General features: G+C 70.2%; 14 protein-coding genes and 1 tRNA gene. 6 read left to right on the forward strand and 9 right to left on the reverse strand.

Going from position 1 to position 13,256, the window contains the following annotated elements:
• Nucleotides 1-8: 8 nt before the first annotated feature.
• The 4 genes from AB0F15_RS06370 to AB0F15_RS06385 all read right to left on the reverse strand — a co-directional run bounded on the left by AB0F15_RS06370 (nt 9) and on the right by AB0F15_RS06385 (nt 2,121).
• Nucleotides 9-365 carry a DivIVA domain-containing protein gene (locus AB0F15_RS06370; RefSeq protein ID WP_360266071.1) on the reverse strand — a complete coding sequence of 119 codons (357 nt, stop codon included), beginning with the start codon at nt 363-365 and terminating at the stop codon, nt 9-11.
• 169 nt (nt 366-534) lie between these two features.
• On the reverse strand, nt 535-852 hold the full coding sequence (locus AB0F15_RS06375; protein ID WP_360266073.1) for a DivIVA domain-containing protein: 318 nt from the start codon (nt 850-852) through the stop codon (nt 535-537).
• Nucleotides 853-874: 22 nt separating this feature from the next.
• Nucleotides 875-1,468: an aminoacyl-tRNA hydrolase gene (gene pth / locus AB0F15_RS06380; protein WP_360266076.1), complete on the reverse strand. Its 594-nt coding sequence runs from the start codon at nt 1,466-1,468 to the stop codon at nt 875-877.
• 53 nt (nt 1,469-1,521) lie between these two features.
• Entirely contained in the window at nt 1,522-2,121 is a 600-nt protein-coding gene (locus AB0F15_RS06385; protein ID WP_360266079.1) for a 50S ribosomal protein L25/general stress protein Ctc, read from the reverse strand.
• Between the two features lie 343 nt (nt 2,122-2,464).
• Between AB0F15_RS06385 and AB0F15_RS06390 the strand changes: the two genes are divergently transcribed.
• Together AB0F15_RS06390 and AB0F15_RS06395 are read left to right on the forward strand one after the other, a co-directional pair.
• Nucleotides 2,465-3,559: a hypothetical protein gene (locus AB0F15_RS06390; protein ID WP_360266082.1), complete on the forward strand. Its 1,095-nt coding sequence runs from the start codon at nt 2,465-2,467 to the stop codon at nt 3,557-3,559.
• Nucleotides 3,560-3,657: 98 nt separating this feature from the next.
• On the forward strand, nt 3,658-4,299 hold the full coding sequence (locus AB0F15_RS06395; protein WP_360266085.1) for an NAD(P)H-binding protein: 642 nt from the start codon (nt 3,658-3,660) through the stop codon (nt 4,297-4,299).
• A 64-nt stretch (nt 4,300-4,363) separates the two neighbouring features.
• Here AB0F15_RS06395 and AB0F15_RS06400 read toward each other — a convergent pair whose 3' ends face one another.
• From AB0F15_RS06400 to AB0F15_RS06415, 4 genes are all read right to left on the reverse strand, one after another.
• Nucleotides 4,364-5,344 (reverse strand): ribose-phosphate diphosphokinase, encoded by a 981-nt coding sequence (locus AB0F15_RS06400; protein ID WP_360266087.1) that lies wholly within the window; start codon nt 5,342-5,344, stop codon nt 4,364-4,366.
• Nucleotides 5,341-6,813 carry a bifunctional UDP-N-acetylglucosamine diphosphorylase/glucosamine-1-phosphate N-acetyltransferase GlmU gene (gene glmU, locus AB0F15_RS06405; protein WP_360266090.1) on the reverse strand — a complete coding sequence of 491 codons (1,473 nt, stop codon included), beginning with the start codon at nt 6,811-6,813 and terminating at the stop codon, nt 5,341-5,343. The genes AB0F15_RS06400 and glmU overlap by 4 nt, the downstream gene beginning before the upstream one ends.
• A gap of 48 nt (nt 6,814-6,861) precedes the next feature.
• Entirely contained in the window at nt 6,862-8,625 is a 1,764-nt protein-coding gene (locus tag AB0F15_RS06410) for a GGDEF domain-containing protein (protein ID WP_360266093.1), read from the reverse strand.
• A 35-nt stretch (nt 8,626-8,660) separates the two neighbouring features.
• Nucleotides 8,661-8,732 (reverse strand) — tRNA-Gln (locus tag AB0F15_RS06415).
• Nucleotides 8,733-8,938: 206 nt separating this feature from the next.
• On the opposite strand from AB0F15_RS06415, the gene AB0F15_RS06420 reads away from it, so the two are divergent.
• Nucleotides 8,939-9,904, forward strand: coding sequence for an acyl-CoA desaturase (locus AB0F15_RS06420; RefSeq protein ID WP_360266389.1), 966 nt, complete (start codon nt 8,939-8,941; stop codon nt 9,902-9,904).
• Nucleotides 9,905-9,996: 92 nt separating this feature from the next.
• The gene (locus AB0F15_RS06425) at nt 9,997-10,590 is read left to right on the forward strand and encodes a TetR/AcrR family transcriptional regulator (protein ID WP_360266392.1); all 594 of its coding nucleotides are present in this window, start codon (nt 9,997-9,999) and stop codon (nt 10,588-10,590) included.
• A gap of 444 nt (nt 10,591-11,034) precedes the next feature.
• On the opposite strand, the gene AB0F15_RS06430 is transcribed toward AB0F15_RS06425, so the two are convergent.
• Nucleotides 11,035-11,433 carry an NUDIX domain-containing protein gene (locus AB0F15_RS06430; RefSeq protein ID WP_360266395.1) on the reverse strand — a complete coding sequence of 133 codons (399 nt, stop codon included), beginning with the start codon at nt 11,431-11,433 and terminating at the stop codon, nt 11,035-11,037.
• 58 nt (nt 11,434-11,491) lie between these two features.
• Between AB0F15_RS06430 and AB0F15_RS06435 the strand changes: the two genes are divergently transcribed.
• Nucleotides 11,492-12,223 carry an SDR family oxidoreductase gene (locus tag AB0F15_RS06435; RefSeq protein WP_360266096.1) on the forward strand — a complete coding sequence of 244 codons (732 nt, stop codon included), beginning with the start codon at nt 11,492-11,494 and terminating at the stop codon, nt 12,221-12,223.
• Between the two features lie 119 nt (nt 12,224-12,342).
• Complete coding sequence (locus AB0F15_RS06440) at nt 12,343-13,227, forward strand: serine hydrolase (RefSeq protein ID WP_360266099.1); 885 nt, start codon at nt 12,343-12,345, stop codon at nt 13,225-13,227.
• Nucleotides 13,228-13,256 lie beyond the last annotated feature (29 nt).

A 13,256-nucleotide genomic window follows, 5' to 3' on the forward strand; every position in this document is an offset into this window, starting at 1 on the left:
GTGCCGGGTCAGCGTTGCTGGACGCGCACCGCCCGGGGCGTCGGCGGGACGGCGCGCTCGGCCGTGGCCTCCTGCGAGGTGCGGGCGCCGGGGAGGTCCGGGGCGTGGCCGGAGCGGGCGGCGAGCTGGTCTTCCACCGCGTCGAGGAACTGGTCGACTTCGCGCTCGTCGTAGCCGCGCTTGCCGATCAGCGGCTTCGAGAACACCACGTGGTGCACTTCGGCGGCGGTCAGGTCGTCCTCCTCGGCGAACGTCTTGGCGATCCGCCGGACGAACTCGTCGACCTCGTGCTTCGCGTAACCGCGGCGGCCGATCGGGGCGTGACCGAAGGTGACCTCGGCGAGGTCTTCGGCGGTGAACGACATGGAACTCTCCGATTCCGGGGTTGGGCGGGTGCGAACTCCCGTACACCGTCCTAACCCGCGGACACGCTCCCCCGAAAGGGGTAGCCCCCAAGCTCACCCCCACGGGCGGCCTCGCGCCGCCTTCGGGTGAGCCGGCGCTACCGAGCGCTGTGTGGCCGGCTTCACACCGTCAGCCGCGGCCGAACCACTTCCGCGGGCCCTGGGGCGGCTTCTCCGCCTCGGCCACCGGCTGCGGGTTCCGCAGCGCCACCAGCGCCGCCTCGGCCTCGTCGAGGAACAGGTCGACCTGGGCCTGGTCGTAGCTGCGCATGCCGACCGGCATGATCGTGAACTCGACGTAGTGGATGTCGTCCGGCGTGAGGATGTTCCGGCCGGCCAGTGCCTCCGCGATGAGGTCGAGGAACGCGTCCACCTCGTCCTCGTTGTACCCGCGACGGCCGAACCGGGGCTTGCCGAAAGCAATCGACCGGGCGTACTCCGGGGTCATGGCTTCACCTCGCCCACCCATGTCAGCCCGCGTGGAAGGCGTTCTGCGCGGCCGCGAGGCCGGTGCTGATCAGCGCTTCGGTCGCGTCCGCGCACCGATCCACCTCCAGCGGGAGTTCCTTGCGTTCGACCGTGGAAAAGTCCTTCAGCACGAAGTCCGCCGGGTCCTGACGGCCGGGCGGCCTGCCGATGCCGAACCGCACCCGGTAGTACTCGCGGGTGCCCAGCGACTTCGTGATCGAGCGGAGCCCGTTGTGGCCGTTGTCGCCGCCGCCGAGCTTCAGCTTCAGCGCGCCGAAATCGACGTCGAGCTCGTCGTGCACCACGACGATGCCGGACGGCTCGACCTTGTAGAACCGCGCCGCGCCGACCACCGGGCCGCCGGAAAGGTTCATGTACGAACGCGGTTTCACCAGCACCACGCGGCGGCCGGCCAGCCGGCCCTCGAGCACTTCGCCGCCGCTCTTGTGCGTCTTGAACTTGCCGCCGACGCGGGCGGCGAGCTCGTCCAGCACCATGAACCCGACATTGTGCCGGTTTCCGGCGTACTGGGGTCCGGGATTGCCAAGGCCGGCGAGCAGGATCAGCTCGCCGGCCCCGGGCAGGTCTTCGGTCACGCCTGAAAATGTAACAGTGGAGCGGAGCTCCTCCGTTGAGGGTCGTGGCGGAGCTATTCGGCGGCTTCGGCCGACTCGGTGCCCGACTCGGCGTCGTCGTCGGCCTCTTCACGCTGCGGCTCGTTGACGGCCACGACCAGCGACTCCGGGTCGGTGACCAGGGTCGCGCCCTCGGGCAGCTGCACCTGGCTGGCGAGGACCTGGGAACCGATCTCGAGGCCCTCGATCGAAACCTCGAACTGCTCCGGGATGTGCAGCGCCTCGACCTCGACCTGCAGGGTGTCCACGTCCTGGTTGACCAGGCCGCCGGGGCCGGGGTTGCCGGTGACGACGACGGGGACGTCGACGATGATCTTCTCGCCGCGCTTCACGACCAGCAGGTCGACGTGCTCGATGTAGTTCTTCAGCGGGTGGACCACGATGGTCTTGGTCAGGGCCAGCTCGATCGAGCCCTCCAGGTCCAGCGTGATGACGGCGTTCGAGCCGTTCTCGCGGACGACGCGGGCGAACTCGATCGCGGGCAGCGCGAAGTGCCGCGGGTCCGACCCGTGGCCGTAGAGGACGGCGGGGATCTTGCCGGCGCGACGCGTGCGGCGCGCGGCGCCCTTGCCGAACTCGGTGCGCGGCTCGACGGACAGACGTACCTCGGACACGGTGTGGCACTCCTTCAAATCACGACAGCATGCTGCGGCGGGGGAAACCGGTGTTTTCAGGAAGTTTCGGCGGCGAGTTTCCGGGCGTGCACGACGACGGGGGCTACTCGAGCCGCCGCGTCGATCACGCCGGGCACCCTAGATGGGCCCCGCCTCGCCGAGACAACCTCAAGAGTGTAAACCAACCTCATCACGGTGGGTTGCGGCGGGTGCCCGGCCCAGGCTAGAACCCTCCTGGAACCCGGTGCGTGACGACACAAATCCGGTGGCGGGACCACGCCGGCCGAGGTGTGCTCGGTAGCGGGAGAAGCAGGGGGCGAAAATGCGGGGTCGACGGAGCAGGGTGGCAGCGGTGCTGCTGCTGGGCGGGTTGCTGGCCGGCTGCCAGGTGGCGGTCGCCGGCACCGCCGGCGTCTCCGCGGCCGACAAGGCGACGGCGGACCGGCGCGCCGAGCAGCGCGCCGCGGTCGACGCGGCCCTCACCGGGCTGGGCCAGGCCCCCGCGGTGGCGCTGAAGTCCACGGTCAAGGGCGCCGAGCAGCAGTTCCGGGTCACCCGCGGCGGCAACGCCGTCGGCGGGCTGCCGCTCGACGGCCGCGTCGTCCAGGTGACGGCCGCCGCCGGTCAGTTCTACCTGCAGGCCGACGCCGACTACTGGAAGGCGCACGCCATCGACGAGGGCACGCAGTTCGGCACGAGCTGGGTGCGCTCGCTCGGCTCCGAACTGCCCTTCGACCCGGCGGCCCGGTTCGCGCCGCAGACGCTCGCCGAAGGGCTGCGCAAGGCGCTGACCGGTCTCGACCGGCTGACCGAGCCGATCAAGGCGAAGCTGCCGGACGGCACCGAGGTCTACCAGCTCGGCACCGCCCCGAGCGTCCTGCGGGTCACGACGGCCAAGCCGAACCGCGTCGTCAGCTTCGCTCCGGCGCTGCTCGACCCGCAGGCCGGGCCGAAGTACGGCGCCGAGTTCCTGCTCGCCCCGATCACCGGGGACGCGCTGAAGACGTTCCACACCGACCTCGACAACACCGTCGGCGGCCTGGGTCAGCCGTTCGAGGGGCTGGTGCAGGCCAGCGCCGTCGTGACCAACGACAACCTCGACTGCAAGGACTTCGTCGGCTCGTGCACGACGACGGTCGACGTCTCCAACAGCGTGGTCGGCACGGCGGCGTCGGGGGAGAAGAGCGTCGTGCACATCACCCTTTCGGTCGAGGTCAGCGCCGACTCGCTCGGCGCGCAGACCTGCACGGCGGCCGGGGACGCGGAGCCGTACGCGACGATCAAGCTGTCCTGCTCGGTGAAGTTCAAGCTGCCCAACCGCACGGCCAGCTACCAGGTGCTGTCCAAGCCGAACGCGACGGCGGAGGTCCGCGCGGGCCTCGACGTCAACGCCGTCAAGCAGACGGTCGCGGCGGAGTTCGCGCGCCTCGGCGGCTGACCTGGGCACCTACCCCCAGGTGTGTTGCTTCCGTTGAAGTAGGTGCTCCTCCGTTCCTAGCATCGGCCGTGAAGGCCGACGACGAACGAGGAGATCCCATGGCCAAACTGGTGGTTTTCGGAGCGACGGGGTACGCCGGGGGCAAGATCGGCGCCGAGGCGCTGCGCCGCGGGCACGAGGTGACCGGGGTCGCGCGCAACGCGGGTGCGGTCCCCGAGGGCGTCGAGGAGCGGCAGGGTTCGCTGCACGACGAGGAGTTCGTCGCCCAGGTCGCGAAGGACGCGGACGTCATCGTGGTCGCCACCCCGGCCCGCGCGATCGACGGCAAGAAGCTGATCGACGCCGTACCCGTGCTGGTCCGCGTCGCGCGCGAGAACGGCGTCCGGCTGTCGTTCGTCGGCGGCGCGGCGAGCCTGCACGTGGCCGAGGGCGGCCCGCGCCTGTTCGACACCCCCGAGTTCCCGGCCGAGTACAAGGAAGAGGCCGGCAGCCACGCCGAGGTGCTGGGCCTGCTGCGTGAGCAGCCCGAGGACCTCGACTGGTTCTACGTCAGCCCCGCCGCCGAGTTCGGCGCGTGGGTGCCAGGTGAGCGCACGGAGAAGTTCCGCATCGGCGGCGACGTCCTGCTGACCGACGAAAACGGCAGGTCGTTCATCGGCGGCGACGACTACGCGATCGCCTACGTCGACGAGATCGAGCAGCCGAAGCACTCCCGCGCGCGCTTCACCGTCGCCTACTGAAGTCTGCCGGGGCCGGTCGTGAGTGGTAAGTCGGGTGCTAACCCGACTTACCACTCACGACGGGTCAGGCGTTGCCGTCGAACAGCGACGTCACCGAGCCGTCTTCGAAGACCTGCTGGATGGCCTCGGCCAGCATCGGCGCGATCGACAGGACCGTCAGGCCCGGGAACCGCTTCTCCTCCGGGATCGGCAGCGAGTTCGTCACGATGACTTCGCGCGCCTTGCACTCCGAGAGCCGCTGGGTGGCCGGGTCGGACAGGATCCCGTGCGTGGTCGCGATGACGACGTCGGCCGCGCCCTCGTCGATCAGCGCCTCCGTCGCCTTCACGATCGTGCCGCCGGTGTCGATCATGTCGTCGATCAGCACGCAGAGCTTGCCCTCGACCTTGCCGACCACGCGGTTGGCCACGGCCTGGTTGGGCTTGTCCGGGTCACGCGTCTTGTGGATGAACGCGATCGGCCGGTCGCCCAGCGTCTGCGCCCACTTCTCGGCCAGCCGCACCCGGCCCGAGTCCGGCGAGACGACCGTGATGTCGGCGTCGCCGTAGGTCTTCTTGATGTGCTCGGCCAGCACGGTCTGCGCCATCAGGTGGTCGACCGGGCCGTCGAAGAAACCCTGGATCTGTGCGGTGTGCAGGTCGACGGTCATGATCCGGTCGGCGCCCGCGGTCTTGAACAGGTCCGCGATCAGCCGCGCCGAGATCGGCTCGCGGCCCTTGTGCTTCTTGTCCTGGCGCGCGTACGGGTAGAACGGCATCACCACGGTGATCCGCTTCGCGCTCGCCCGCTTGAGCGCGTCCACCATGATCAGCTGCTCCATCACGTACTCGTTGATGGGCGTGGTGTGCGCCTGGATGACGAAGGCGTCGGTACCGCGGACGGACTCCTCGAACCGGACGAACAGCTCGCCGTTGGCGAACGTGTGGGCCGTCTGCGGGGTGATCGTCACGTTGAGGTGCTCGGCCACCTCTTCGGCGAGTTCCCGGTGGGCTCGTCCGGAGAAGAGCATCAGGTTCTTCTTCGGCGTGCCTTGCTTCGGACTCATGCTGGCGACTCCCCGTCGGTTCCTGCTGCTGACTCGGCGTCGAGGGCGGCCTGGGCCGCCTCCGCCGCGGGTGTACCCGGCCGGCGCCGGATCGCCCAGCCTTCGATGTTGCGCTGCGGCGGGGCCGACACCGCGAGTGTGCCCGGCGGGACGTCTTCGCGGATCACGGCACCCGCACCACTGTAAGCGCCGTCACCGATGCGCACCGGGGCGACGAAGGTGTTGTCCGCACCCAACCGGACATACGACCCGATAACGGTCCGGTGCTTGTTCACCCCGTCGTAGTTCACGAACACACTGGAGCAGCCGATGTTGCTGTGCTCGCCGATCGTGGCGTCGCCCACGTAGGTCAGGTGCGGCACCTTCGTGCCCGCGCCGATGTCGGCGGCCTTCGTCTCGACGAACGCACCCAGCTTCGCCTTGACCCCCAGCTTCGTGCCCGGCCGCAGGTAGGTGAACGGGCCGACGTTGACGCCGTCGCCGAGTTCCGAGTCCGAGCCGTGCACGCGGACCACCGAAGCGCCCGCGCCGATCGTGACGTTCGTCAGCGTGCTGTCCGGCCCGACCGTGCTGCCCTCGCCGACCGAAGTCGTGCCCTTGAGCTGCACGCCGGGCTGGACGACGACGTCACGGGCGAGGGTCACGCCGGCGTCGATCCACGTCGTGGCCGGGTCGACGACGGTGACGCCGTCGCGCTGCCAGCGCTGCACGATCCGGCGGTTGAGCTCGGCGCCGAGCACCGAAAGCTGGACGCGGTCGTTGACGCCCTCGGTCAGCCACGGGTCGGCGACGACCAGGGCACCGACGTGGAGACCGTCGCCGTTCGCGATGCCCAGCACGTCGGTGAGGTACAGCTCGCCCTGCGCGTTGTCGGTCGAGAGGCGCGAAAGGCCGTCACGCAGCACGGCGGCGTCGAAGGCGTAGACGCCCGAGTTGATCTCGGCGATCTCCGCCTGCTCCGGGGTGGCGTCCTTGTGCTCGACGATCCCGGTGACCTTGCCCGCCGCGTCGCGCACGATCCGGCCGTAGCCCGCCGGGTCGGCGACCACCGAGGTGAGCACGGTGACCGCGTTCTTCGCCTCGGTGTGCTCGTCGAGCAGCGCGCCCAGGGTCGCGGTGTCGAGCAGCGGGACGTCGCCGTAGCTGACGAGCACGGTGCCGGTGAGGTCGGCGGGCAGGGTCGCGAGCGCGCAGGACACGGCGTGGCCGGTGCCCTTCTGCTGGTCCTGCACCGCGGTGCCGACGGTGCGCCCGAGTGCCTCCCCGACCGCGGCCAGGTGTTCGCCGACCGCCTCGCGGCCGTGCCCGACGACCACCACGAGGTGTTCGGGGCTCAAGCCGGCGGCGGCCCGGACGGCGTGCTCGACCAGGGGCCGCCCGGCGATCGGGTGCAGCACCTTCGGCGTCGAGGAACGCATGCGGGTGCCTTCACCCGCGGCCAGGATCAACGTGCTCAGCGGGCCGGTCAACGGCGCTCCCAACGGTTACCGATAAGTGGCTTCTGTCGGGCACCGATCCTAACTGTGCCGCTGACTGCGCTCTTCGGTGTCCCACGCGGGGTCGGTGGGAGGGGCCTCGCCCGCCCACGCGGCGGCCGGGTCGGCGGCCATCGAGTTCGCCGACGCCACCTGGTTGCCGCCCCCGCGTTTCGCCTGGTACATGGCCGCGTCCGCCCGCGCGAGCACCTGCTCGCCGCGTTCCTGCGGCCGCAGCGAGACGAGCCCGATCGACAGCGTGACGCCGTGCGAGAGGTGGTGCGGCAGGTTCGCGACGGACTTCACCGCGCGGCCGAGCGCCATCTTCGCCGCGGACGCCGGCGTGCCCGGGAGCAGGACGATGAACTCGTCGCCGCCGTAGCGGGCCACCAGGTCGTCGCCGCGCAGGGCGTCACGAAGGGTGCTCGCGACGACACGCAGCACGTTGTCGCCCTCGGCGTGCGACTGCTTGTCGTTGACGCCCTTGAAGCCGTCGAGGTCGACCAGCGCGACGGCGAGGGGCTGCGCGTCGGCCGACGACGCGAGCTGGCGCAGCTTTTCGTCCAGTGCGCGCCGGTTCGGCAGGCCGGTTAGTGGGTCCTGCAGTGCCTGCTGGGTGATGGCGCCGTGCTCGGCGGAGAGCCGTTCGTGCTCGCGGCGGGCGTTCAGCGTGGCGATCTGCGACTCGCGCAGGCTCCACATCTCCGACTCCAGGCGCCGCGCGTAGTCGATCAGCGATTCGCTGGCGCCGGAGGCGTAGTCCGGGCTCGTGTCGAGCCGGGCCAGCTCGCGGGCGATGTTCAGCCGCATCGACGGCTGCGAGGTGTCGTCCGAGATGGACTGGCGGGTCTCGCGCAGGACCGAAAGGGCGTCTTCGCGGCGGCCTTCCTTGTCCAGGCAGCGCGCCAGCGCGATCGCGACGATCTCCCGGTCGTGCCCGAACGCGCGCTCGGTGTAGAGCCGCTGCAGCCGCTCGATGTGTTCGGCGCCCGGCTGGTTCAGCGCCGGCGCCGCCGCCAGGACGCCGACCTGGTCGATCGCCGAGACGTTCGCCTTCCGCGGGAACAGCGACTCGGCGAACGGGCCTTCGGCGGCGGTCCCCATCGACGCCGCGGTGCGGAACTTCTCGGCGCTCTCGTCGTACTCGTCGATGCGTTCCAGCCGCAGGCCCCAGCCGAGCAGCATCTTGATGCGGTTGATCAGCTGCAGGGCGATGTCGTGCGGGCTCGCGCTCTCCCGGATCGCCACGGCGGCCCGGCCGATCACCTCCTCGGCCGCTTCGTAGACGCCGAGCTGGTTGAGCACCAGCCAGCAGTCGATCAGCGTCGCGCACAGCAGGCGGTTCCAGACGCGCAGGCCGACCTGCCGGTCGGGGATGGTCGAATCGTCCAGGATGGCCAGGGCCCTGGCGATCTCGGTGAGCGCGGCGTCTTCCTGCGCGGCGATCACGAGCCGGCGCCCGCGCAGCGCGTGCGCGTCGGCCCGCAGCAGGGCGATGCCGTGCCGCCGGGTGTGCGCGAGCATCTCGTCGAGCCGGGGTTCGGCCTCCGCGGCCAGGCCCTTGGTGGCCAGCCTGGCGAGGGCGGACGAGCGCAGCAGCTGGGCCACGAGCAGGGGCTCACCGCGCCGCTGGGTCTCGTCGAGCAGTTCGTCCATCATCGCGACGATCTCGAGCTGCTGGGGGTAGTCGTGCCGCTGCACCGCGGCGTTCAGCTCGCGCGCGCGCCCGACGAGCCACGCGTCGGACATCTCGGCCAGCGCGGGCCGTCTGGTCACCGGGTCGGTCGCCTCGTCGGTCAGCGCCAACCTCCCGGTGTCGTGGGTTTCCGGTTACTTCGCAGCTCCGCCGCCAGGATTCGAACCTGAACTGTCAGAACCAAAATCTGAAGTGCTGCCGATTACACTACGGCGGATCGATCCTGGTCAGGATAGCGACGATCGGGTGTCGTCCGCGCGGGGGATGCGTTAGGTGCCCGGTGGCGGGGTACTCCGCCACCGGAGACAGATGTGTGGGTTCAGGACTCCCCAGCCGCCCGAACCTCCTGTACCGTAACCTACGGCATCGTAGGTTAGGTCACCCTTTGTACAAAGGGCGTCCGCGTAGGGAGAAGTGAAGCGTATGACGGCCACGCTCGACCGCACTCAGCCAGCCGGGGAGCCGCCGGCTTCCAAGGGGCCCAAACCTGTCACCGAAGGCACGCGCGGCATCGGCGTGCAGCTGTCGGTCTACTTCGGCGTGATCGCGCCACTGGTGGCCTTGCTGGTCGCCGTGCCGTTCGCCTGGGGCTGGGGACTGAGCTGGGTCGACGTCGGCATCTTCGTGCTGTTCTACGCGATCAGCGGGCTCGGCATCACGGTGTCCTACCACCGCTACTTCACCCACGGCTCGTTCAAGGCCAAGCAGTGGCTGCGCGTGGTCATGGCCATCGCGGGCAGCATCGCCCTGCAGGGCCCGGTGATCACCTGGGTCGCCGACCACCGCCGCCACCACGCGTTCTCCGACCGCGACGGCGACCCGCACTCGCCGTGGGCGTTCGGCACCTCGCCGTGGGCCATCGCCAAGGGCTTCTGGCACGCGCACATGGGCTGGCTGTTCGAGCGCGACCAGACCAACGCCGAGCGCTTCGCGCCGGACCTGGTGAAGGACCCGGCGATCAAGAAGGTCGACGACCTGTTCTGGCTGTGGGCGCTGGTCAGCCTGCTGCTGCCGGCGCTCATCGGCGGCCTCGCGTCCTGGTCGCTCTGGGGTGCCGTCACGGCGTTCTTCTGGGCCGGGCTGGTGCGCATCTGCGTGCTGCACCACGTGACGTGGTCGGTCAACTCGATCTGCCACATGATCGGCGAGCGGCCGTTCGCCGCCCGCGACAAGTCGGCGAACTTCTGGCCGCTGGCGATCTTCTCCTTCGGCGAGTCGTGGCACAACCTGCACCACGCCGACCCGACGTCCGCGCGCCACGGCGTCAAGCGCGGGCAGATCGACATCTCCGCGCGGCTGATCTGGATCTTCGAGAAGTTCGGCTGGGTGCACGACGTGCGCTGGCCGACGCCGCAGCGATTGGCCCGAATCGCCACCGAAAAGGGCTAGTCAACTAGGCTGCCCCGATGGCGGGGAGACGACGTTCGAAGCGTGAGCAGCTCACCGGGGCGCGTCCGGCCGCCCCGGTGAGCCGCGTCCGGATGACCGGAACCGAGCGGCGCCAGCAGCTGCTGAACGTGGCGCGAGCGCTGTTCGCCGAAAAGGGTTTCGACGGCACGTCGGTCGAGGAGATCGCGCACCGCGCCAACGTGTCGAAACCCGTGGTGTACGAGCACTTCGGCGGCAAAGAGGGCATTTACGCGGTGGTCGTCGACCGCGAAACGCAGCTGCTGCTCGACCGGATGGTTTCGACGCTGCACGGCGGCCACCCGCGGGTGATGCTGGAGCAGGCGGCGACGGCGCTGCTGTCGTACGTCGAGGACTCCCACGACGGCTTCCGGATCCTCGTCCGCGATTCGCCGGTGGCCAGCTCGACGGGGACGTTTTCCACCGTGCTGAACGACATCGCGAGCCAGGTCGAGCACATCCTGGCCCAGCAGTTCGGCGCACTCGGCTACGACGAGAAGCTGGCGGCGCTCTACGCACAGGCGCTGGTGGGCATGGTGGCGCTGACCGGCCAGTGGTGGCTGGACGCGCGCAAGCCGAAGCGCGACGAGGTGGTGGCGCACCTGGTCAACCTGGCGTGGAACGGGCTGTCCCACCTGGAGCACAAGCCGAAGCTGCGGTTGGGTTAGTGGTCACCGTCGGAAACGACTCGACGGAGTGGCCTCGTGCTGCCACAGTCGGTGTCATGGCCGAGCTTCTGACCGCCGCGGACGTGTGCGGCTCATGCAGCGCCTGGCCCAGCGCGTCACCGCCGTCCGCCCGGAGCTGGTGAACAGCGACGCGTCGTTCGGCGAGCCGGCCTGGAACTGGGGCAAGGGCCATGCCGCCGACGGGGCCGGCCGGCGGCACCGGTTGTGGTTCTCCGGCGGAGATCTCGTGGCCTGGGGCTGGGCCCAGCTCCCGCACCGGGTGCGGCGGAGCGACGGGTCGGTCAAGGACGTCACCGGCGCCTACCTGGCCCGGGGAGACGGGCGCCACGCACGCGACGGTCGCCTGCACGGGGACGCCGACGCAGGCGCGGGACTTGTACTACAGCGTCGGGTTCCGCGCGTTGTCGCGGGACGCGCCGCTGATCAAGACAGCGTGAGCTGCCCGGTTTCGCGGAGGTGGTCGAAGATGATCCGGTCCACCGCGGAAACCCGGCCGCGGTCGGCGTAGCCGAGCCACTCGACCTCTTCGATCTCGCTGCTCGCCTTCGGCGTGCCGCGGTATTCGGCGGTGTAGCAGGTCATCCGCACCAGCGTGCCCGCGGCGTGGCCGTGCGCCTGTGCTTCGAACGTCCCGGCCGGGGTGACCGACTCCGGCGTGATCGCCACGTCGAGTTCCTCGCGGATCTCGCGGATCAGCGTCTCGGTGTCCGTTTCCCCGGGCTCGCGTTTGCCGCCGGGGAGGTAGTAGACGTCCTTGCCGCGCGAGCGGGTGCTGAGGATCCGGCCGTCCACCACGTGGATCCAGGCGATCTTGTCGATCACGCGGGCGGCAGGCTCGAGCTTGCTCATCCCCCGATCCTAGGCACTAGGGTCGGGACGCATGCCGAACAACAAGGAAATCGTGGTGACGGGCGGCGGTACCGGCATCGGGTACGCCGTGGCGGCGGCGTTCGCCCGGGCCGGCGAGCGCGTCACGATCACCGGGCGCCGGGAGCAGGTGCTCGCCGAAGCCGCGACGCTCGCCGGGGCGCGGCCCGTCGTGTTCGACGCCGCCGATCCCGCGGCCGTCGAAGCCGCACTGGTGGAGCTGCCGGACCGGGTCGACGTGCTCGTCAACAACGCCGGTGGCAACACGGATTTCCTCGACGGCGGCGACGGCGAAGAGGGGCTGGCCGGCTTCGCGGCCGCGTTCGAGCGGAACCTGCGGTCCAATGTGGTCAGTGCCGCGCTGGTGACCCACGCGCTGCGCGACCGGCTCGCCGACGGGGCGCGGATCATCACCGTCGGCTCGATCGCCGCGCACACCGGCGCCGGGTCCTACGGTGCCGCGAAGGCCGCGGTCGAAGCGTGGAACCGGAGCGTGGCCCGGGACTTCGGGCCGCGCGGGATCACCGCGAACGTCGTCGCGCCCGGGCTGATCGAGGACACCGAGTTCTTCCACGGGCAGCTGAGCGACCGCCGCCGCGAATGGCTGATCGGTACCACGATGACCAAGCGTGCGGGCACACCGGACGACGTCGTCGCCGTCGTGACGTTCCTGGCGAGCCCCGCCGCCGGGCACGTCACCGGGCAGGTGGTGCACGTCAACGGTGGAGCTCACCTGGGGAAATAGGCCCTCTTACTCGCCAGTTCTCCACCGGATGGCCAAAACAGACCGGCTGATCGGCCGATACCCGCAGCCCTCCTCCGCCCTAGCTTCGGATCGATCACCGATCCGGCGGAGGTGGACTGTTGATCGAGCAGCTGAACAACATGAAGGTACGCGTGGCCATCGCGGTGGCCATCGTGCTCGGAGGCCTCCTCGTGGCGATCGTCCTCAACAGTGACTCCGGCAGCGACCGCTGGCGTGCCGAGTGCGGCTCGACGCCCGCCGATCCCGCGGACAAGCAGGCCGGCAGCGTCGCCGAAGCCCGAAGGGCGCTGCTCAGCACCGGGAAAGACCCGCGCCTCGGCATCGAGATCGTCGACCTCGGCACCTGCGCTGTCGAACGGAGCTGGAAAGCCGACCAGCCGCAACCCACCGCGTCCGTGGTCAAACTGCTCATCGCGCTCGACCTGATCGACCGCTCCGGAGTGCCCTCCGACAGCGAAGCGACGGCCGTCCACGCCATGCTCTCGGCCAGCGACGATCGTGTCGCCAGCCGTCTGTGGCAGCAGAACGGCGGACCGGAGATCGTCCGGCGGCAGGTCGCGAAGCTGGGGCTCAGGCACACCACGCCGCCCGCCGACCCCGGGCAGTGGGGTTCCACCCGGATGTCACCCGTCGACGTCGTCGCGGTCTACCGGTACCTCACGGCAAGCTCGTCCGAGGAAGAACGCGAGTTCCTCACCGGAGCGCTGGCGAGCGCCCCGCGCACCGCAGCCGACGGTTTCGACCAGCACTTCGGGATCCCGCGCGCGTTCCCGGGCGCGGAGTGGGCGGTGAAGCAGGGCTGGGGCAGCTCCGAGGCCCGGCGGGTGCTCAACACCACCGGCCTGGTCCGGACCGCGTCCCGCACCTACGCCGTCGCGGTGCTGGCGTCCTGGAGCGAAACCATCGACTGGCCCACCGCGACCACGGCGCTGACCGCCGCCATGACCGCGCTGAAGGGTTCGCTCGAGGGCGGCAAGGTCTGAACCGTCCGGTTGGATGCCGGTCCCCGGGT

The sequence above is a fragment of the Amycolatopsis sp. NPDC026612 genome (genome assembly GCF_040638285.1).
Classification (GTDB): domain Bacteria; phylum Actinomycetota; class Actinomycetes; order Mycobacteriales; family Pseudonocardiaceae; genus Amycolatopsis.